General features: G+C 68.0%; 19 protein-coding genes and 1 pseudogene. 7 read left to right on the forward strand and 13 right to left on the reverse strand.

The window, feature by feature from the left end; genetic code table 11:
* Positions 1-186: 186 nt before the first annotated feature.
* Together OG446_RS31760 and OG446_RS31765 are read left to right on the forward strand one after the other, a co-directional pair.
* The gene (locus tag OG446_RS31760; RefSeq protein ID WP_328897234.1) at positions 187-1047 is read left to right on the forward strand and encodes a universal stress protein; all 861 of its coding nucleotides are present in this window, start codon (positions 187-189) and stop codon (positions 1045-1047) included.
* Between the two features lie 194 nt (positions 1048-1241).
* Complete coding sequence (locus OG446_RS31765; RefSeq protein ID WP_328897235.1) at positions 1242-2975, forward strand: sensor histidine kinase; 1734 nt, start codon at positions 1242-1244, stop codon at positions 2973-2975.
* Positions 2976-2999: 24 nt separating this feature from the next.
* On the opposite strand, the gene OG446_RS31770 is transcribed toward OG446_RS31765, so the two are convergent.
* From OG446_RS31770 to OG446_RS31800, 7 genes and pseudogenes are all read right to left on the reverse strand, one after another.
* Entirely contained in the window at positions 3000-3692 is a 693-nt protein-coding gene (locus OG446_RS31770) for a response regulator transcription factor (protein WP_328897236.1), read from the reverse strand.
* 106 nt (positions 3693-3798) lie between these two features.
* Positions 3799-4446, reverse strand: coding sequence for a CBS domain-containing protein (locus tag OG446_RS31775; protein ID WP_328897237.1), 648 nt, complete (start codon positions 4444-4446; stop codon positions 3799-3801).
* 46 nt (positions 4447-4492) lie between these two features.
* Positions 4493-5494: an Acg family FMN-binding oxidoreductase gene (locus OG446_RS31780; protein ID WP_328897238.1), complete on the reverse strand. Its 1002-nt coding sequence runs from the start codon at positions 5492-5494 to the stop codon at positions 4493-4495.
* Between the two features lie 111 nt (positions 5495-5605).
* A complete protein-coding gene (locus OG446_RS31785; RefSeq protein WP_328897239.1) occupies positions 5606-6505 on the reverse strand; it encodes a universal stress protein in 900 nt (299 codons plus the stop codon).
* 303 nt (positions 6506-6808) lie between these two features.
* A complete protein-coding gene (locus tag OG446_RS31790; RefSeq protein WP_328897240.1) occupies positions 6809-7684 on the reverse strand; it encodes a universal stress protein in 876 nt (291 codons plus the stop codon).
* 162 nt (positions 7685-7846) lie between these two features.
* A pseudogene (locus OG446_RS31795) lies at positions 7847-8508 on the reverse strand (CBS domain-containing protein).
* 72 nt (positions 8509-8580) lie between these two features.
* Positions 8581-9258, reverse strand: coding sequence for a CBS domain-containing protein (locus OG446_RS31800; RefSeq protein WP_328897241.1), 678 nt, complete (start codon positions 9256-9258; stop codon positions 8581-8583).
* A gap of 271 nt (positions 9259-9529) precedes the next feature.
* Between OG446_RS31800 and OG446_RS31805 the strand changes: the two genes are divergently transcribed.
* A complete protein-coding gene (locus tag OG446_RS31805; protein ID WP_328897242.1) occupies positions 9530-10435 on the forward strand; it encodes a universal stress protein in 906 nt (301 codons plus the stop codon).
* Between the two features lie 142 nt (positions 10436-10577).
* On the opposite strand, the gene OG446_RS31810 is transcribed toward OG446_RS31805, so the two are convergent.
* From OG446_RS31810 to OG446_RS31825, 4 genes are all read right to left on the reverse strand, one after another.
* Positions 10578-11000 carry a DUF302 domain-containing protein gene (locus OG446_RS31810; RefSeq protein WP_328897243.1) on the reverse strand — a complete coding sequence of 141 codons (423 nt, stop codon included), beginning with the start codon at positions 10998-11000 and terminating at the stop codon, positions 10578-10580.
* 122 nt (positions 11001-11122) lie between these two features.
* On the reverse strand, positions 11123-11890 hold the full coding sequence (locus OG446_RS31815; protein WP_328897244.1) for an FAD:protein FMN transferase: 768 nt from the start codon (positions 11888-11890) through the stop codon (positions 11123-11125).
* Positions 11883-12320, reverse strand: a complete 438-nt coding sequence (locus OG446_RS31820) for an FMN-binding protein (RefSeq protein WP_328897245.1) — start codon at positions 12318-12320, stop codon at positions 11883-11885. Before OG446_RS31820 ends, OG446_RS31815 begins: the two co-directional genes overlap by 8 nt.
* Positions 12321-12329: 9 nt before the next feature.
* The gene (locus OG446_RS31825) at positions 12330-13691 is read right to left on the reverse strand and encodes a ferredoxin reductase family protein (RefSeq protein WP_328897246.1); all 1362 of its coding nucleotides are present in this window, start codon (positions 13689-13691) and stop codon (positions 12330-12332) included.
* A gap of 170 nt (positions 13692-13861) precedes the next feature.
* Here OG446_RS31825 and OG446_RS31830 point away from each other — a divergent pair, with 170 nt between their 5' ends.
* Positions 13862-14596, forward strand: a complete 735-nt coding sequence (locus OG446_RS31830) for a response regulator transcription factor (RefSeq protein WP_328897247.1) — start codon at positions 13862-13864, stop codon at positions 14594-14596.
* The gene (locus tag OG446_RS31835; protein ID WP_328897248.1) at positions 14593-16017 is read left to right on the forward strand and encodes a sensor histidine kinase; all 1425 of its coding nucleotides are present in this window, start codon (positions 14593-14595) and stop codon (positions 16015-16017) included. Before OG446_RS31830 ends, OG446_RS31835 begins: the two co-directional genes overlap by 4 nt.
* A 166-nt stretch (positions 16018-16183) precedes the next feature.
* Here the strand turns inward: OG446_RS31835 and OG446_RS31840 are convergent, their stop codons facing one another.
* Together OG446_RS31840 and OG446_RS31845 are read right to left on the reverse strand one after the other, a co-directional pair.
* Entirely contained in the window at positions 16184-17251 is a 1068-nt protein-coding gene (locus tag OG446_RS31840; RefSeq protein ID WP_328897249.1) for an SPFH domain-containing protein, read from the reverse strand.
* Positions 17252-17254: 3 nt separating this feature from the next.
* Positions 17255-17689: an NfeD family protein gene (locus OG446_RS31845; RefSeq protein ID WP_328897250.1), complete on the reverse strand. Its 435-nt coding sequence runs from the start codon at positions 17687-17689 to the stop codon at positions 17255-17257.
* A gap of 389 nt (positions 17690-18078) precedes the next feature.
* On the opposite strand from OG446_RS31845, the gene OG446_RS31850 reads away from it, so the two are divergent.
* Both OG446_RS31850 and OG446_RS31855 read left to right on the forward strand, forming a co-directional pair.
* Entirely contained in the window at positions 18079-19353 is a 1275-nt protein-coding gene (locus tag OG446_RS31850; RefSeq protein ID WP_328897251.1) for an APC family permease, read from the forward strand.
* Between the two features lie 284 nt (positions 19354-19637).
* A complete protein-coding gene (locus OG446_RS31855; RefSeq protein ID WP_328897252.1) occupies positions 19638-20846 on the forward strand; it encodes a tyrosine-type recombinase/integrase in 1209 nt (402 codons plus the stop codon).
* Positions 20847-20864 lie beyond the last annotated feature (18 nt).

Raw genomic sequence — 20864 nt, forward strand, 5'->3', positions numbered from 1 at the left:
GGCCCCTTCTTGCCCCTGAGGCCCCCTGATCGTCGCGGCCTGTGATGGCACCCTGAAGGTAAGTCCGTGCCCCGACGCTTGCACCAACCGGACCGGCTTACGAAGCACGGTCCCTGCCCGCCGGCTCACGCGCGCCGTTCAGCCGGACTCATCACCCGCTCCGTACCCGGACATGGGGAACCTGTCATGAGCAGCAACGTGGATCGCCGCGAAATCGTCGTCGGTATCGACCCCGTCAAGGACTGGCACCTGGCCCTGGCATGGGCCGTGGACGAGGCCCACCGCCGCCGGTCGGCGCTGCGGCTCGTCGTTGTCGTCCCGCCCCGGCACGACACCCAGCACGTAGACGACACCCCTCGCCAAATGCAACTCGAACGCGTTGGTGCGGATGCGCTGGAGGCGGCGGTCGCCTGGGCGCACGCCCGGTGGCCGGACGTGGGGACGACGGCTTCGCTCCTGGGCGGACGTCCTGGGCCGACGCTGGCGCATCTCTCGAAGGACGCGCGCATGGTGGTGCTCGGCTCACGGCATCTGAACCGTGCGGAGGAGTTTCTCAGCGCCGGCTCACTTGGGGTCCCCGTGGCCGCGCAGGCGCACTGCCCGGTTGTCGTCGTCGGCGATGTGGAGCACAGCACCCAGGAGCCGCCGTACCTGGTGGTGGGTGTCGACGGAAGCGAGTCCTCGAAGGCAGCCTTGGCCCTGGCTTTCGAGGAGGCAGCCATACGCGGTTGCGCGCTGCGCGCCCTCGCGGTGTGGCAGCCCCCGGTCTTCTCGCTCCACCGGGGTGATGAATCCCTTCAGGCCGAGCGTCGCCTGTTGTCGGAGACCGTCGCAGGCTGGGCGGAGAAGTACCCGGACGTCCGGTTGCACCGGGAGGTGCTGACCGGATCCCCGGTCGAGGTTCTGGCAGAGGCTGCCGAGCATGCCCTGGCAGTGGTGGTCGGACGCAGGGGGCAAGGCGGCTACAGCGGAATGCGCGTCGGCTCCGTCGTTCGCGGCCTGCTGCACCGAGCGCATTGCCCAGTGATCACGGTTCCCGCTGCCTGAAGAGGCTGTGGCGACTCCGTCGGTGACCGGACAACGGCGCCGTGCGCTGCGCAGGTCTACCCGCACGGGGCCCTCGTGCGTCACGCGGAGCAACAGGACAGCGCTCCGAGATGAGCCGATGGACGGCCGGGCTTAGGTTGGGAACACGCGCGGACCCGCGCTGTCCGGCCTCATTGTGTCCTCGGAGGTATCCCATGGGCCGGGATGACCCTCAGGACCGGGCGGCCAGGATTCCGCGCCTGAGACTCGACGAATTGCTGGATGAGCTCCAGGGTCGCCTGGATGAGGTCCGGGGAACGAGAGACCGCCTGAACGGACTGCTTGAGGCCGTCATGTCCGTGGGCCGGGAACTGGACCTTCCGCAGGTTCTGCGCGGCATCGTCGAGGCTGCTGTCACGCTGGTCGACGCCGAGTACGGTGCTTTGGGCGTGATCGGGAACGGCGAGAAGCTGGCCGAGTTCATCCCCATTGGCATCAGCGACGACGTGCGGGAGCGGATCGGCCACCTCCCCGCCGGGCACGGAATTCTCGGTGAGTTGATCCGCCACCCGGTGCCACTGAGGCTGAGTGAACTCTCGGACCACCCGGCCTCGTACGGCTTTCCGCCCCATCACCCGCCCATGCACTCGTTCCTCGGCGTGCCCGTTCGGGTCCGCGACGAGGTCTTCGGGAACCTCTATCTCACCGAGAAGCGGGGAGCGCCTGACTTCGACGACGAGGACGAGGCGGTCGTGGCCACCCTGGCCGTGGCAGCCGGCATTGCCATCGAGAACGCCCGTCTCTACGAAGAGGGCCGCCGCAGGCAACGCTGGCTGGCTGCGAGCTCCGACTTCACGAGCGCCCTGCTGTCAGGTTCCACCGAGTCCGAGGTTCTCGGCGGAATGCTGGAACGCGCCGTGGACATCGCCGGTGCCGATTTGGGCGCCTTCTACCTCATCGGGCCCAACGGGGAACTGACCGGCTCTCTCGCTCTGGGGGAAGGGGCCGAGGCACATCGAGGCATCGTGCTGCCGAGCAGCCAGGGAACCCTTGCCGCTGTCGCACTCGCAGAGAGCGGCCTCATCGCAGTGGCGGACGTCGGGACCGACGCCCGGGTCACGACGCAGCCGGAGCGGTGGGACGGTTTCGGGCCTGCGGTGGCAGTCAGCGTAGGGACCAGGGAGAACCTGAGCGGCGTCCTGGTCCTGGCACGACGTCACGGCATGCCGTCGTTCGCCGGGGCGGAAGTTGCCGCGCTGCCGAGCTTCGCCGGGCAGGCCGCCCTGGCACTCGAACTGGCCGGCCGTCGAAGAGACGCTGAACAAATGCGCATGCTGGAGGATCGGGACCGGATTGCGCGTGATCTGCACGACCTGGCGATCCAGCGACTGTTCGCGACGGGGATGACGCTGCAGAGTGCGCGCCCGTTCGTCGAGCACCCCGAAGCCACCGAGAGGCTGAACCGCGCCATCGACGATCTCGATTCAACAATCAAGATCATCCGCACCACCATTTTCGGTCTCCGGGAGCACGAGACGCTGGGAAAGACCCCCAAACTCAGATCCAGGGTTCTCCAGGTGGTGGACAACGCCACGCCTGCACTGGGCTTCGCCACAGCCCTGCGCATGGAGGGCCTGATCGACACGGACGTCCCGAACGAGGTGGCCGATCAGGTGATCGCGGTCATCGGCGAGGCGCTGAGCAACGTCGCCCGCCATGCGCGGGCGCACCATGTGGAGGCTGCTGTGGTCGCCGACGCCGGCATGCTCATGGTGACCGTGACAGATGACGGTGTCGGTATGCCGGAAGGAGCCCGCCGCAGCGGCCTGCGGAATCTGGCAGAGCGGGCGGAGCAACTGGGCGGGACCCTGTCCGTCACCACGTGCCCGAGCCCTCGCGGCGGAACCGTACTTACATGGGAAGTACCGCTGCTCCCGGGAGACGACTGAACCGCGCACCGATGCGGGGACAGGTCACTTCTCCTGCTCCATGTGCTCCCGGACCTCCGCGGCGATGACGGCCGCCTGTACGCGGCGCTCCACCCCGAGCTTCCCGAGAAGCCGGGAGATGTGATTCTTGACAGTCTTCTCGGACAGATACAGGCGCTTGGCGATCTGACGGTTGGTGAGGCCCTCGCCGATCAGCTCAAGGACGGACCGCTCCCGCTCCGACAGCACCGAAAGTCTCTCGTCCTGCGGGGGACTGTCCGCGTCGGGACCGCGCACGGAGCGCAGGAGCCGGGCCGTGGTCGCGGGATCCAGCATCGACTGGCCCTTCGCCACCGTCCGAACGGCCGCCACCAGATCCGACCCGTTGATCTGCTTCAGTACGTACCCGGCGGCACCAGCCATGATCGCATCGAGCAGGGCGTCCTCGTCGTCGAAGGACGTCAGCATCAGACAGGCCAGGTCCGGCATGCGCGAGCGCAGTTCCCGGCACACTGTGATGCCGTCACCGTCGGACAGCCGGACGTCGAGCACGGCGACATCGGGCCTGAGCGCCGGCCCCCGGGCCAGTGCCTGGTCGGCGGTGGCCGCCTCGCCGACAACCTCCAGCCCGGGTTCTGCGTCCAGGAGATCGCGGATTCCCCTGCGGACCACTTCATGATCATCGAGAAGAAAGACACGGATCTGCGAATCTGCCGAGGCGGTCGAGTCGTCGGACATCTGCAGTCCCTGGAGGTCGGTAGCGCTCTGCCCCTCCTCCCGCCATTGTCTCAGGGACAAGCCCGATGCACCCGGGGAGCGATGCTCCGCCCTGCGTGGGTGCTGCCTACGCAGAGACGCCTGGCGGATGCTCGTCAAGGTCCATGCGTACGTCCACGACGCCTTCGACGGCCCGGACGGCCTGTGCCAGCAGGGGCACCATGGATCTGTCCCGCAGCGAGCCACTGAGCGTGACGACTCCATCCTCCACCACGGCATCGATCCGGAGCGGTGGCGAGATCTGGCCGAGCACGCTGTGCCGGATCTCCGCGCCGAGTTCTGCGTCCGGCCTGAGGAAGACCTTGAGCAGGTCTCCTCGGCTCACCACTCCTTCGAGCAGGCCGACGTCATTGACCACGGGCAGCCGCTTCACCCGCTTGCGCGCCATGATCTGAGCAGCTTCGGCGATCGGCGCGTCCGCGTGAACGGTCACGGCCGGGCTCGACATCAGACCCTCCGCCAGTACCGCACCGGCCTTGGAAGTCTCGTCGAGCGGCGCGAGGCGGCCGGGACCGTCCCTCCGGAGCGCTTCCTTCGGTAGGAGATCGGCCTCCGACACCACGCCGACGACACGGCCCTCGCCCGCGAGGACCGGCAGCGCGCTGACCTTCCACTCGGCCATCAGACGGACGATCTCCTTGTACGGGGCACGACTGCCGATCGCGACGGCGGTGTGGGTCATGACGTCGCTGACGGTGTGCGGAGAATCAGTCACAGGGCCCTCCGGGAAATCGGTCGACGTGCCGTATCGGCATCCGTTTCTACGGTTCGATGACCAGCACCTGACGGAGAGGACGACGCGGTGTGTGAGGACCCACGGGGCCGTATCCCATGCGGACGATCATCTGGGGATGTCCCGCGCCCAGCACGGGGTCCCGCAACGTCCATCGCAGCTCGGGCCACTCAAGTGGCTGTGTCGCGAAGGAGGCGCAGACGCCCTTCGTGGTCGCCGAGAGCAGGACGCGCTCCAGTGCCTGGCCGGCCCTGAGCCAGTCCAGCGGACGATCGCCCTCCGTGCTCAGCAGGCCCAGCTGAGGCCGACGCTCGAACCGAACCCGGATACGTCCTGGTAGGGCGGCTGTTCCCACGAAGTCGCGGGTGGTCGAACTGCCGGATGCGTCGCCCGGACCGAACGCGTAGTCCGGAACTCCGTCGACGGGTGCGTCGGCCTTCGTGTCGCGGGTCCAGTAGCGCTGTTCCGCATCACGCGCAGGGTCCATGCGGTCGTAACCCGCGGCATCGCTGATCAACTGGAGCACGGTGTCCAGGTGGATGGAATCGATGAACCGGAAATCCGCATGCTCAGCAAGTGCAGCATCGGAGAACAGCGAGCGGAGCTCCGGGGGAATCGGCTGCTCGGCGAAAGGGAAGCGGCAGGTGTGTCTGTCCTGTATCGCTGAATGCAGCCCCGCGAGCTGCGGGTCTGCCGCTCCTGCCGGATCGTCCGTCAGCGGAGCCAGACGGGCTTCGGCCAGCAGGGCCTGATCCGCCGGTGCGGGCAGGAGCGCGATCACCGCTGCCAGACCGTGGTGGGCAGCTGACACTCGCAGGTTCAGCAGAGCGGCTCCGCAGCCCATGTGAAGTTCGCGGGTCGAGGGGTCCGCCTCCGGCATGGTGCGTGCGAAGTCGGCCCGTAGCGTGATGACGTGGGTGGATCGGGCGTAACGGAACTGCCAGGGCTGCGAGTTGTGCAGGGAAGGTGCGGCAGTTGCGTCGGCTACCAGAGCGGTCACCGTGGTGTCGCTCGGCGAAGTGGTCAGCATCTGAATCTCCCGGCGAAACTGTGCGGAAGTGCTACTCATCCAGCCTCGGCCTGTGCGCACGGGCACGGACAGGGGCCGTTCTTCCCCGAAGAGGGCCGGATGGCCGCGTGGTCAGTCCTGGGGCACGACCGCGACCGGCGCCGGAGAATGGTGCAGAACCGCGTGGGCGACGTGCCCGATGCGCGGCTCCCGGGGCCAGTAGCGATTCGTTCGCCGGCCGATGACGACCAGCGACGCTCGCACCCCGGCCTCGACGAGGTGACGCGCAGGCGATCCGATCCCGCTCTGCTCACTCACGGACACGCCCGGGTACTCCTTCGACCACGGTTTCAGCAGGGAGCGCACCATGCTCGCTCCTTCGGCAGCGATATCGGCTCGCCAGCGCAGGTCGCCGCCGATGCCCTGCACGTAGCCCACCGGAGGATTCCAGCTGTAGACGATCCGCAGGTCTCCGGAGCGCACGGCCGCCGCTTCGAGGGCGAACCGCAGTACACCATCGGTGGTGGGACCCAGATCGATGCCGGCGACCACCGGACCGCCGGTGTCCCGCCTCTCCACTTCCTGAACGCGCTGCGCCAGGTCCGCATCGTCGGCGGGCGGCGGCGTTCCCTCGGGACGCACGAGCACCACGGGCCGGTGTGTGTGGGCGACTGTCGCCATGGCGACAGATCCCATGAGGAAGCCGGTGAGTGCTCCGAGGCCCGCTGTTCCGATGGCCAGGAGCTCTGCCTGGGCAGCCTCCCGGCACAGCATTTCGGGGGGTGGCCCGGTGAGCTGCTTCGTGCTTATGTACAGGTCAGGAAATCTATGTGTCAGTTGCGCTGCGGCCTCCTCCGGCAGGCGCCGTGACCACTGTTCCGGCATTTCCGTCCCCGAGAGTGGGGCGTGGGAGTAGGGCTGCCATTCCCAGGCGCTCACAAGGCGCAGGGGAAGGCGCCGGATGCTTGCCTCGCGGGCGCCCCAGGCGGCGGCGGCGAGGCTTGCCGGCGTTCCGTTCAGGCCGACAGTCACAGGGCGTGGCACAGCGCACCTCCAGGTACGGTCGTGGTGTCTTGCTTCTCCACGATGGGGTGGCGCGAGCCCCCAGGGCATGAGCCGTCGAGGCTCTGTCCTGGGCCGTTCGACCCCTTTTGAGGGCGCCACTCCCGTGGGGAGGGCGCCGACGTCGGCGCCCTCGGTGCGGATGCGTATGGGTGAGGCGGGCCGTAAATCTGGAGCGGGGCGCGGACAGTGAGCCCCTCGCCGCCATGCATGTCTGACTGATCGAGCCGTGAGCGTTGCCCGGAGCGTTGAACAGGGGCGACGGGCTATTCGCTAGGCGTGTGCGATGACGGCGACGGGAGTGCTGGAATGGTGGAGGACCGCGTGGGTGACCGGCCCGATGTGTGTTCCGACCGGCGACTGTCGAATGCGGCGGCCGACGATGACGAGTCCTGCCTCTGACCTGCTGTCGAGGAGGTCCGTGGCGGCGTGCCCGACGCTTGCTCGAGTGGTGACGTCCACAGCGGGGTGTGCTGCTCTCCAGGGGCTCAGCGCGTCTGCCAGCGCGGCGTTCGCGTTCAGTTCGAGCTGGGCATGCACTCTCGGATCGAAGGCGGCGCCATATCCGAACAGTGGAGGCAGTGACCAACTGTGCAGGACGTGAAGGGTGCAGGCCCGCCGTGCGGCTTCATCGAAGGCGAACGCGAGCAGAGCGTCGCAGGGGCGGCTGATGTCCACTCCCACCACCAGGTCATGCGACGCGTGCCGACCGCTCGTGGGTGGTGCCGACTCGTCACCGGCCCGCACCATGACGACCGGCCGGACCGTCGCCCGGATGACCGCCATCCCGACCGACCCGAGTACGTACCCTGTGACACTGCTCAGCCCGCGTGCACCAAGGACGATCATGTGTGCGTTCGCGGCCGCGTCTCGGAGAACGTCAGCCGGCCTCCCGACGAAGGACACTGCACTGACTTCGAGTTCGCTGTACCTCGTGCGTAGATCATCGGCGGTTCCGCTCAGCAATGCCTGGACTCTCATGGGGTGCGTGTCGATCGTGGGGACAGGGAGGGCGAAGGGGGGCCATCGGTCCACGGCGTGGACGAGCCGGAGGGACAGCTTCCGCAGAAGTGCCTCTCGCGCTCCCCAACGGGCTGCCGCGTCGCTTGCGGGGGACCCATCGAGTCCGACCACGATGACGTCGTTCATGGGTGCCTTCCCTGGCGGGGTTCGTATGAGGGGAATCTCTTTCCCTGCCTCTGCCGAGGAGGAGCAGCGGGCCGGGTCGGGCTATCCGGTCCTCAGCTGTGGCTGCTTCGGGCGTACCGACCCGACAGCGCGTGCCGCCGCGCGAGATCTTGGCATCGACTCTCAGGCTGCTGGATCAGGCAGGTCGTCGGCGTCGTAGTCGAGGTGGGTGGAGACCGAGACCACTCCGTCGACCGTGGCGCACATGCGCTCGATTGCCGGGACTACGCTCCGGAGCGCAATCCGGCCACTGAGCTCCACCCGTCCGTTCCGCACCTCGACGGTGAGAGCGGCCGCATCGAGGCACAGCGTGTCGGTGAGTACGTCCTCATTGATCTCCCGGCGGATGTCGGCGTCCTCGCGGAGGAAAAGCTTCAGCAGATCTCGGCGACTGACAATCCCCACCAAGCGATCCGCATCGTCGACGACGACGAGCCGCTTCACGTTGTGCACCTCCATCAGCCGCGCGGCCTCAGCCACGGTCCAGTCCGGACGGGCGGCGCGGACATCAGCTCTTCGGCGCGCGTTCCCTCAGCTTTGGCCCGCTCCCACGCCTCCAGTCCCGGTACGGCCGGCTGGCCGTCCGGTGCGGTGACCAGGTCGGCGGTCTTGCGGAGCAGGTCACCCTCCGAAACCACCCCGGCCACCCGGTCACTGCTGTCCAACACCGGCACCGCGGTGACACGGTGTTCCGCGAGCAGGCGTGCGATCTCCTTGAACGGGGCATCGCCGCGTACGCTCACCACCTCACGGGTCATCAGTTCTTCGATCCTGCGATGCCGCATCATCCGCTCCTTCCGTGCACACGGCCCGGACGTTCTCGCCGTCAGGCATGCCCGGTGCCACCCGAGGAGACCTCATCGAGGCTGGTCCACGTCGAGGGCGAGATTGTCGTAGGTGTAGTCGATCGACTCGTGCAGGGTCACCACTCCGTCCACCCAGCGGCAGAGGCGCACGATGACAGGGATGTCGGCGCGCTCGTGGACATGCCCCGTCAGCGTCACGACTCCCTCCTCCACGGTCACGTCGATCGCGTCAGGGGCCAGGCGCAGGGTGCCGACCAGGACGTCGTGCTTGATCTCGTCGCGGATCGCGGAGTCGCGGCGGAGGAAGGGCTTGAGCAGATCGCTGCGGCTGACGATTCCGACGAGCCGCTCGGTCTCATCGGATACGGGGAGCCGTTTCACTCCTTTACGGTGCATCGTCCGGGCCGTCTCGACGAGACTCCACCCCGACTGCGCTGTGACGGCGGGGGAGGTCATCAGGTCGGCCGCCGTCTCCGCGTCGGGCATCCCGCGTTCCTCGGACAGCAGCCGGACGCCCGCCCAGCGGCCCTCCAGGTCCGGAAGTTCAGCAGTGGCCCGCAGCAGGTCGGCCTCGGAGACCACGCCGAGAAGGCGCCGGTTCTCGTCGACGACGGGAACCGCCGAGATGTCGTTCTCCCTGAAGAGACGGGCGATCTCTTTGAAGGAAGTCGCAGGATCGGCCGTGACCACGTCGTGCGTCATCACCTCGAAGACGGTGCGGTGCTGCATGACGTTCCTCCTTCACGGATGTGCCGTACGCGGGGCAGCTCCCACTCTGGTGCCGGGTCCGAGGCCGTGGGCAGTGCCGAACGGTCCTTTCCCGGGACCATCGGCCCTTCGAACGCAGGCCGGCCGGGACACAGTGGCAAGGGAGGAGCCCTCGTCGCGGACGGATGGAGGGGCGACGCGGCCGTGCGGGTCATGTTGGGGCCAGCCGGCCCTACCCCGCGACGGACTCCGGTGCGAGCGTGGGACCGAGCCACCCTGCACTGGGAAGGAGGTGGGGACGGTGGAATCACCCTTGGTGGTAGGAGTGGACGGGTCGGACGCCAGTCTCACGGCAGTGGACTGGGCAGCCGACGAAGCGGCACGATATGGACGGCCGCTGCGCATTGTGCATGCCTCACTGTGGGAGCGGTATGAGGGGGCCGTGCCGGCCTTGACCACCGACCGGCCCGCCGATCAGATCCTTGCGGAGAACATCGTCGCTGTGGCCGGGGCGCGGGCCGAACGCCGCCAACCAGGACTCACCGTGACCACGGAGGTGCTCGCCGAGGACGCGTCGCGGGGTCTGCTCAGGGAGGGAGACGAAGCCGCAGCCCTTGTTGTCGGATGCCGGGGCAGAAGTCGAATCGCCGACCTACTGCTGGGATCGGTCAGTCTCACCGTGGCCGCACGTGCCCACTGCCCGGTTGTCGTCATCAGAGGAGACCGGCAGGCGTTGGAGGCGCGACATCAGCGCATCCTGTTGGGCATCGGGGGCAAGGACGTGGATGCGCCCGCCGTGCGGTTCGCCTTCCGCGAGGCGGCAGTCCGGAACGCGGAACTGGAGGTGCTCCATACCTGGCGTCGGCCGGCGCATGAACCGGTCGAGCACCTCCTCCTCACCGGTGAGGTGACGGAATACGCGCAGAGGGCGTCGGAGCTGCTCGACCGTGCCTTGGAGACGGCGGTGCGTGAACATCCCCAGGTGCGCGTCCGCAGGAGTACGGTCGAGGGCCTCGCCCACAAGGTGCTGACACAGCGCTCGGCCGCCGCGGACCTGTTGGTTGTCGGAGCACGACGGAGTGACGCGCTGGTCGGTCTGGAACTCGGCAGGGTCGCCCATCGGGCGCTGCACCACGCTTCGTGTCCCGTCGCCGTCGTGCCTTGGTGCCGCCCGGCGTCCGAGGACGGAGATCTGTGAACGCACCGGCCCTCCCGCGGCTTGCAGAGTGCCACCGAACTCAGATGTTGTCGCCGGGCCCCGCTCACGCGCACTATTGCGGGCGGGGAGCGGTAGGCGCCGAATTGGCTCGCGTTCATTCCTCCCACCGTCATGTAGTTGATCATTCCAATCCATATGAGTGCCCGCCGCCCCTATCCTCCGCGAGAACTGCGAGGGCGGCGTCGAGGAGGCGGGTCGCCTGCTCCGCGACCGGCTCCATGGCATCAAGGCCGGTCAAGGCGACCATGGTGTCGGGGTCGATGGCCTGCACGACTACGTGGTCGCCAGCCGCTCGGACAACGACATTGCAAGGCAGCAAGAGCCCGACTGACGGGTCCGCGTCCAGTGCTTGCCGCGCCAGAGCCGGATTGCAGGCACCGAGAATGAGGTACTGCTCCATTTCGTGACCGAGCTTCGCCTTCAGCGTGGCCTGCATGTCGATCTCCGTGAGCACGCCGAAGCCCTCGTCGGCCAGAGCCTTGCGCACAGCGGCGACGGTCTCGTCGAAGGTGCCACGCAGTGTCACGGTGCGCTCGTAGGACATGGTGTGAGACCTCTTCTCTTCTCGCGATCGGAGGCGCACCTCCAGGGTGCGGGCCGGCCTCGGCAGGCGCAGCTGGACAGCCGGCGAGCCGGATTCGTGCCGGCCCATCGGCTGAGGCCACCTCACCCTGCGTATCGACTGAACCCCGACGTCCGCCAGACCCGGCCGTTGGGCAGAATCGCGAGCGCCTCGTAGCCGTCCATCGTTTCCAGCCAGTCCCGCGCGTCCCGGCCCCTGGCGAAGGCTGCGGTGGCGTAGGCGTCGGTCATGGTCAGCCTGGGCCCGATGACGGTGAGGGCAGCGAACGCAGTGGCAGGTACACCGGTGTGCGGGTCGAATATGTGGGCGCCGCGTTCGGCGGTGCCCGAGGTGGCAACAGCCATGGTGCGGTCGGCGGTGATGACGGTGGCCAGTTCGCCGGGGTGCAGCGGGTGTGCGATGCCGACGCGCCAGGGGATGTTTGTGGTTGCCTGGCCGCGGAGTTGGAGGTCTCCGCCGCCGTTGACGCAGCTGTTGCGCGCGCCTGATGTGTGGAGAAGTTGGGATGCGGCTTCGGTGGCCCAGCCCTTTACGAGCCCCGAGGGGTCGAGCGTTCCGGCTGGCGTCGTGCTGAACCAGCCGTCGGTGACACGGGTGGCCTGCGCGCAGAGGGCCAGCACCTCATGGACTTCCGGAGGACAGTCGCCGAGGTGGATCTCGCCACGGCCGAGGCGGCTGATGTGGCTGTCGGGGCGGTAGGTGGAGAACACGGCGTCGACCCGGTGGAGCAGCTGTACGGCCTCCTGGACGGCGTTGTGGATGGCCGGAGTGGGCTTGTCCCGGACATCGAAGGAGAAGACCGTGCCCATCACGTGCTCGACGTGACGCAGCCCGGTTGAGGTGTCAGGCATGGGCCTGGTCCAGTGCGCTCTGCAGGGACTGGATGTAGCCCTGGCTGGTGTAGCTGGCGCCGGAGACGGCGTCGATGTGCGCGCTCTGTGCGCCGAGGGTTTCCTGGGTGAGGCGGGGCAGGGCGTAGGCGGCGAGTTGCTGGTCGCGGCCGTTACTGTCCGGGGCCTGAAGAACCTTGACTGCGGTGATCTTTCCCTGGGAGAGGGTCGCTGCGACCTGCACCGTCCCGTACTGGGTGTCGATGGGATCACCGGTGAACGTGCCGGTGCCTGTGGATGCGCCCGGCGAAGTGCTTGTGGAGGTCTGAGGAGACGACGAGGGCGTTGACGGCGGGCTGCCGGCGACGGCGGGGAGATGGTGGGGTTTGAGGGAGAGCAGCGCGACGATCAGGGCGCTGATCCCGGTGGTGGCGAGGACGGCTCTGCGCATGGTTTCTCCTCAGAACGCGAACGACTCGTGGTGGATGCGCCGTGCGGGTACGCCGGCTTCCCGTAGGGCGATTTTGGCGGTTTGTGTCATGCCTGGCGGGCCGCAGACGTAGACATCGTGCGAGGCCAGGTCCGGAACCAGCGCGCTCAGCCCCGCGGCGGTGAGAGGAGATGGGCGCTCGGCGGGTTCGTCGACGAGGTAGTGCACGGCGGCCTGTCGGCGTGCGGCTATCGCGTCGATTTCACCGCGCAGGGCGAGGTCGTCGGGCCGGCGGGCCCTGTAGACCAGGGTTACCTGTCCCGGCAGCGTCTCGAAGAGGCTACGCAGGGGTGTGATGCCGACGCCGCCGGCCAGGAGCAGGACCTTGGGAGTGGTGCGCCGGTTAGCGGTGAAGGCGCCGTAGGGCCCCTCGGCCCAGACCCGGGTGCCCGGAGTCAGGTGGGCCAGTGCGGCGCTGTGCCCGCCTGCGGTCTTGACCGTGATGCGCAGGTGGCGGGGGTGTGCGGGGGCGGAGAGGGAGTAGGGGTTCGCTGTCCACCACAGACCACGGGTCATGAAGCGCCAGCGCAGGAATTGTCCCGGCTCACCTCCGAGCTCGTCCAGATGCTCGCCAGTGAGGTGAACGGACACCACGCCCGGTGCCTCGGGGCGTACCGCGCTGACGCGCATCCGGTGGCGCAGTCCCCGCCGGACGGGGACGGCGAACCGGTACCAGGCGAGAAGGGCGGCGACGCCGAGGAACAGCGTGTACCAGGCGATCTGGGCGGGTCGGTTGCCGACGAAGTCGGCTCCGTTGGAGAGCTGGTGTCCGAAGGCGAGGAAGACGGCGAGGTAGGTGGCGAAGTGCAGGTAGTGCCAGGTCTCGTAGCTCATGCGGCGACGGGCCGCACGGGCGGAGAGGATCCCGGTGGCCAGGAAGAGCAGGAAGGCTGCTGTGGCTTTGAGGAGGTCGGGGTAGTGCAGGACGAGGGTGGAGGTCTGGCTGACCACGCCGGTGTGTGAGGTCAGGGAGTAGCCCCAGATGATCAGCAGGGTGTGGGCGAGGACCAGGGAGATGGTGCAGCGCCCGCCCAGGGCGTGCCAGCGGGCGAGCCGGTCGGTGCCGATCGTGTGGTCCAGCAGTGGGATGCGGGCCATCAGGGCGAGAAGTACCGCACAGGCGTAACCGGCCAGGAGCCCCGTGATGCGTCCCGCCCCGGTGAGCCACCCCGCCGGTCCGACCACCGAGCCTGTGTCGCTCCACCACAGCGCCAGCACCCCTGCGGCACCGGCCCAGATCACCAAAGGCGCGAAGAACGGCACAGGACTGCGGCGCGGACGCCGGTGGCGCATCCCGCGGCTCACAGGGGGAGTGGTGAGGGTGCTGGTCATGGGGCTCCTCCGGCACGGACTTGCTCCGGCGATGGGCGGCCAGCCTCACAGCCCAACCTCTGCGTACCTTCTGAAACGGACCCGCCTGCGGCTCGCGGCACCGATTCAGAGAAAACTCAGAGGTACGCCTCACGCGGTCACGGCCCGTGCCGGGGGATGCTGGAAGGACCATGGACGAGCCGCTGACGACATCCCTTCTGCACCGCCCCGACGGCACCCCCGTCCGAGTCCTGGTCGTCGACGACGAACCCGACGTCACGGACGTGCTGTCCGGCGTCATGACCGCGGAGGGCTGGCAGGTCCGTACCGCAGCGGACGGCGCGAGCGCTCTCGCGACGGCCCGTGATTTCCGGCCCGACGCGGTGGTCCTGGACTGGATGCTGCCCGACCTCGACGGCCTGCAGGTCCTGCGCGTGCTCAGACGCGAGGCGCCCCGTGTGTGCGTGCTGTTCCTGACCGCCCGTGATGCGGTCGAAGACCGCATCACGGGAATCACCGCAGGCGGCGACGACTACGTCACCAAGTCCTACAGCCTGGAAGAGGTCCTGGCCAGGTTGCGCGGGTTGCTCCGACGGGCGGGCATGACAGCCGAGCCGGGAGCGCACCTGCTGACGGTGGGGGACCTGAGCATGGACGAGGAGGCCAGGGAGGTCAGGCGCGGTGAGATCACCGTCGACTTGTCCCGCACCGAGTTCGAACTCCTGCGCTTCCTCATGCGCAACCCACGCCGGGTGCTGTCCAAGGACCAGATCCTCGACCGGGTCTGGGCCTACGACTTCGGCGGCCGCGCTCACATCGTCGAGCTCTACATCAGCTACCTGCGCAAGAAGATCGACGCCGGACGCACCCCCATGATCCACACCGTTCGCGGCGTCGGATACGTCCTCAAGCCGGGCACCCCATGAAACGCCCGCTGCCCCGCACCCTGCGTGCCCAGCTCACCGTTGGCCTCGTCACCCTGCTCGCACTCGCCTGCCTAGCCGTCGGCATCACTACCGCCCTGGCCCTGCGAGGCTTCCTGATGGGGCGCCTGGACGAACAACTCTCCGTCTCGGGCGGCAGGTTCGCTGCCAGCCTGGAACACGAGGCCCAGCCCGACAGCGACAACCGTCCCGACACCCGCGGCCAGGCCGAATCCACCCTCGGCGTCCGGCTCCTCAACGGCATCGTCACCCAGGCCGCCGTCGTCGATGACGCCAGTGACCGGCCCCTGCAGCTCACGGCCAGGGACCGCAACGCACTGGCGAGGGTCCCCATTGACGGAAACGGACACAGCATCCGCCTCTCTGCTCTGGGGCCTTACCGCGTTGTCGCCGTCCACGGCGACGATCAGGACACCTTGATCACCGGCCTGCCCTTGCACCCGGTGGAGGAGACAGTGCACCGCCTCGAAGCGGTCGAAGCCGTGTTGTTCGGATCTGCCCTCGTGGTCACCGGCATCGCCGGCGCCCTGTGGGTGAGGGTCTCCCTGCGCCCCCTTCAACGAGTGACCGCCAGAGCAGCGGAGGTCGCCGGACTACCGCTCGCAAGCGGCGAGATCGCCATGCCGGGGCCGCTCCCGGACACAGACCCGCGCACCGAGGTCGGCCAGGTCGGCACCGCCCTCAACCACATGCTTCGCCACGTCGAGGACGCCCTCACCCGCCGCCAGGCAAGCGAGAAACGCCTCCGCCACTTCGCCGCCGACGCCAGCCACGAACTACGCACCCCTGTCGCCAACATCCGAGGCCACGCCGAACTCGCCCTGCGCCACCGCGGCCCCGTGCCCGGCGAAATCCGCCACGCTCTGGAGCGCATCAACGGCGAGTCTCAGCGCATGACACGCCTCGTCGACGACCTGCTCCTCCTCGCCCGCCTGGACGCCGGACGCCCCCTCGAACACCTGCCGGTCGACCTGACGCTGCTGATCCTGAACGCAACGGACGACGCACGCGCCGCCGGCCCCGACCACCGCTGGTTCCTCGAACTCCCAGAAGAGCCGGTCACCGTCACAGGTGATGCGCACCGGCTCCAGCAAGCCATCGGCAACCTTCTCGCCAACGCCCGCACCCACACGCCCCCCGGCACCGAAGTGACAGTTACCGTCACCACCGACACCACCGGCGTCTGTGTGAGTGTGCGTGACAACGGGCCGGGTATCCCCGGAGAGTTGCAACCCGAGGTGTTCGGACGCTTCGTCCGCGCTGACCAGGCACGCTCCCGCAGTACCGGGAGCACGGGTCTGGGCCTGGCCATCGTCCATGCCGTCATCACCGCCCACGGCGGCAGCGCCACTGTAACCAGCAGGCCCGGGCACACCACCTTCCGGCTGACCCTTCCCGGCTGACACCGCCCGGCCGTGCCGCAGGCGGTTCAGGGTCTCCAGGAAACAAGGCCGACGCCTTTCTCTAGCCCCCTCAAGACTTTCGCCAGACTGGTTCCGCTGCAGTCACTGCGCGCGGTTCGCCGATGCTGGTGACATCGACGAGGCGGCGGCGTCAGTCTCGATGAGATCACCGGCCATCGGAATCGTGACTGCCATCGGTGGGTGAGCCGAACGGGAGGGCTGAGGGGGCGGTGTCGGTGTCGGCCTCGGCCGCGTCGGCGAGAGCCTGTGCAGCGGCCTCGGCGGCCTGCGCAGCGTCGTCAGCGACCTCCGCTGCCCTGTCGTCCGAGGACTTCTCGCGGGTTGCCGGTGACGGGGGCAGCTTCTCGCCGAAAGCCCGGGACACGCCTTCGAGTGCCGAGGTGACCTCACTGGGGATGACCCAGAATGTGCTGCCCGCCCCTTGCGCGAGCTGGGGCAGCATTTGCATGTACTGATATGCCAGCAGCTTGGGGTCGGGATCGTTGCGGTGCACGGCCTGGAAGACTTCGTCGACGGCCCGGGCCTGGCCCTCGGCCTTGAGGATTTCGGCGGTGCGGTTGCCCTCTGCGCGTAGGACGGCGGACTGCTTGTCGCCTTCGGCGGTGAGGATCTGCGACTGGCGTTGGCCTTCTGCCCCGAGAATGGCGGCCCGCTTGTCCCGCTCGGCCCGCATCTGCTTCTCCATCGCGTCCTTGATGGACTGCGGGGGGTCGATGGCTTTGATCTCGACCCGGTTGACCCTCAGTCCCCACTTCCCGGTGGCTTCGTCCAGAACACCGCGGAGTTGGTTGTTGATGGTGTCGCGCGAGGTGAGCGTCTTTTCCAGGTCCATGGAGCCCACCACGTTGCGCAGCGTGGTCACGGTGAGTTGCTCGACGCCGTGGAGGAAGTCATCGATTTCGTAAGCGGCCGCTCGTGGATCGGTGACCTGGAAGTACAGGACGGTGTCGATCTCGACGACCAGGTTGTCCTCGGTGATGACCGGTTGTGGTTTGAATGAAACGACCTGTTCGCGCAGGTCGATGAGGGGATACACCCGGTCGATGTACGGGATGACGAGGTTGAGGCCAGGGTTCAGCGTGCGGCGGTAGCGGCCCAGTCGCTCGACATTGCGAGCGCGCGCCTGTGGCACGATCCGAACAGCCCGCACCACCGTGAAGACGGCTATCAGAGCAACGATCACGCCGGCTATGAGCAGCGCCGAGACTTCCATGGCTCACTCCCGGGGGTATACGAACGCGGTGGCGCCACTGATCTCCATGACGTCGACGGCTGTACCGGGTGGAATGGTCTGCGTCTCGTCGTAGGAGCGGGCGCTCCACTCCTCGCCGCCGATGCGCACCCTGCCGTCCAGTGCTGTCACCTCCGAGACAGTCCGAGCGGTCTGGCCCACCAGGGCCTCGACGCCGAACCGTTCGGCAGAGGGAGGGTCCAGCACATGACGCACCACGAAGGGGCGCACGAACAGCAGGCTGACGGCCGCGGTGGCGGTGAACACCACGAACTGCAGAGGGACCGGCAATCCGAGTGCCGCAGTCCCGGCGGTGACCAGCGCGGCCACCCCGAGGATTCCCAGCGCGGCGGTCAAAGTGAAGATCTCCACGACCCCCAGAACGCCTGCGGTGACCAGCCAATACAGCCAAGGATCCACGGACCCTCCTCCTGCTGCGCACCGTCGCCTGGAAGTGGCCCACGCCTCTCGTTCGTTCGGAGCCGAATGGTCACGCGCAGTACCCCAGCAAGATGAATATTCCCCTCATTTGTAATATAAAAACCGATTTATCGCTCGGCGCGCTGCGGTGAGCCTGACCCGTCGTGCGTAACGTCCTCGCTATCAGGCGCTCCGTTCCGCCGCGGGCACGGGCGGCGAGCAGTGGCCCCGAGGTGTCTGTGGCCGGAGGGCCCCGGAGTCGGTTGTGCAGAGGCGGTACTGGGTGGCGTTGGCTGCTCCGCTTGTAGTCGGCCGGGGCGCCCCTGAAGGACACCTTCGTTGGCTATCGTGCGCCGAGACCAAGGGCTGGTATGGCGGAGGAGTAGGGGATGAACGCGGTGGGGACCTCTACTGGCTCGGGTGACCTGAAGCGCCGCTTGGGAGTGTCCGACGCGGTAACGATCGGTCTGGGCTCGATGATCGGGGCCGGGGTCTTTGCCACGTTCGGCCCAGCGGCCGGCGCCGCCGGTTCCGGGCTCCTGGTCGCCCTGGCGCTGGCTGCGGTCGTGGCGTTCTGCAATGCGACGTCGTCGGCACGACTGGCCGCCCGCTATCCCGAGTCCGGGGGGACCTACGTGTATGGCCGTGAGTGTCTGGGCGACTTCTGGGGGTATCTGGCCGGCTGGGCGTTCGTCGTCGGCAAGACCGCGTCCTGCGCTGCGATGGCTCTGACCATCGGCTTCTATGCGTGGCCGGGTCAGGCCCACGTTGTTGCGGTCGCCGCTGTAGTGGCACTGACCGTGCTCAACTACACCGGCGTACAGAAGTCAGTGCTGCTGACCCGCGCGATCGTCGCTGTGGTTCTCGCGGTTCTTGCCGCGGTGGTGACTACCTGCCTGACCAGCGGCACCGCTGATATCGCGCGCCTGGACACGGGCGACGACATGGCCGTCGGCGGGACGCTCCAGGCTGCCGGTCTGCTGTTCTTCGCCTTTGCCGGTTACGCCCGGATCGCGACGCTTGGTGAAGAGGTTCGAGATCCCGGCCGCACCATTCCCCGCGCGATTCCTCTCGCACTGTGCGCCACCCTCGTTGTGTATGTGGCTGTCGCCGTGGGCGTGCTCGCTGTGCTCGGGCCGGACGGACTTGCTCAGAGTGCAGCGCCTCTCGCTGACGCAGTGCGCGCCGCCGGTGTCCCGGGTCTGGCTCCCGTCGTGCGTGTCGGCGCGGCCGTTGCGGCGCTCGGGTCGCTTCTCGCACTGATCCTCGGCGTCTCGCGTACCACCTTCGCCATGGCCCGTGACCGTCACCTGCCGCACGTCCTGGCCGCGGTCCACCCCCGCTTCCGGGTTCCCCACCGTGCCGACCTGATCATCGGTGCGGTGGTCACAGCCTTGGCTGCCTCCGTCGATGTGCGGGGGGCGATCGGATTCTCCTCCTTCGGTGTGCTGGCCTACTACGCCATCGCCAACGCGGCGGCGTGGACTCTGGCCCCATTCGAAGGACGACCACCCCGCCTTGTGCCCGTGATCGGCCTGGCGGGCTGCGCGGCTCTCGCGTTCGCGCTGCCTGTGGCCACCGTGATCTCCGGCTCCGCCGTCCTTGTCCTCGGCGCTGCCGTCTACGGCCTGCGGAAGGCAATGGCCAACGGCTCCGGCCGCTGAGACCCGTCGTTCCGCGTTCATTCGCGACGGACAAGCCCTCGCCTCGCTAGGCGGCATGTAGCAGACGATCCCCGGTTACCGAAACCGGGGATCGTCGCGAGTATTGGGGGTGTTCGCACTCGGCTGTGCTTGGCAGTGGAGTCGTGGCGGATGCAGCAGGTGGCGTCGTAAACCTCGGACGGGGAGAGCGGCGTTGTCTGCTGCCCTGGTGACCGCGGTGCCCTTCGCTGCAGTGCAGCGGCGCCGTCGCTGATGTGGAGTTTCCACGCCCCCAAGGAGAGTGAGTGATCCTGTCTGATCCGATCAAGAGGCTGCCGCCGAACGCGAAGGGGCAAGTCCGGTTCCGGTTTGTGGTCGACGTCGGGGCCCATCCGGCCACTGGGAAGCGTAAGCAGTTGACCCGTACCTTCGGCACGCTCGGGGAGGCGAAGGCCGAGTACGCGCGTATCACGGTGCGGCGACCCGAAGGGGCGCTGGTGCCGCGCCACACGATGACCGTGAACGAGTGGCTCGATCAGTGGCTCGCGAAGAAGGCGGAGGACCTGGAAGAGTCGACGATCTCCACCTACAGGGTGACCCTGGACCGTGTCCGGGGCAGGCTCGGGCACATCCGGCTTCAGGAGCTCACCGAGGACGATGTCGAGGCGTGGATGCTGTGGGCGCTTCGGGAGGGTCGGGTACGCGCGACGAAGGCCGGGCCTGGGTTGGGGGTCACCTCGGTGGAGATGTCCCTCACGCGGCTGAAGGAGGTTCTCAACCGGGCCGTGTCACGGGGCCTGGTGGCGGTGAATGTTGCCCAGGAAGTGACGATCCCCCGGAAGGTGCGCAAGGCCGAGCGCCGGGCCAAGGCGGAGGTGCCGCCCTGGAGTGTCGCGGAGGTCCGTGCCTTCGTGCTTGCCGTGAAGGACCACCGGCTGTACGCCCCCTTCCTCCTCTCGCTGATGGGTCTGCGCCCGGCGGAGGTATGCGGCATGCGCTGGGCCGATCTAGATCTGGACCAAGCCACCCTGGCCGTTGCCAACACCCGCACATTGATGGGGAACACGACCGTGGTGGAGAAGGACACGAAGTCGCTCGCCGGCGAGCGGAGCCTTCCGCTGCCTGCTCCCGTCAGAGAAGCCCTGAGGAGCTTTGAGGCCGCTCAGGCAGCGGAGAGGCTGGCGGCAGGGCGGGCGTACGAAGACAGCGGGTATGTGCTGGTGGACGAGCTCGGGGCTCCACTCGACGTGAGGCAGTTGCGCGAGCAGGCGTACAAGGTCATGGCCGGCAACGCGCTGCGGCGAGTGCGTTTGTACGATGCCCGCGCGAGTTGCTTCACCTACCTGGCGAACCACGGGGTTCCCGACCACCTTCTCGCCCGCTGGGCGGGGCACGCCGACGTCAGGACGACGAAGCACTGGTACGTGAAACCGGACGTGGAAGACCTCCGCTCGGCAGCGGATGTCTGGAGTGGTCTGACCGTTCCCCCGACCCCTGTCGTGAGAGAAATGTGAGACGTGGGAGCGTGGTCG

Origin of the sequence: Streptomyces sp. NBC_00236 (genome assembly GCF_036195045.1) — a bacterium.
Taxonomy (GTDB): Bacteria; Actinomycetota; Actinomycetes; order Streptomycetales; family Streptomycetaceae; genus Streptomyces.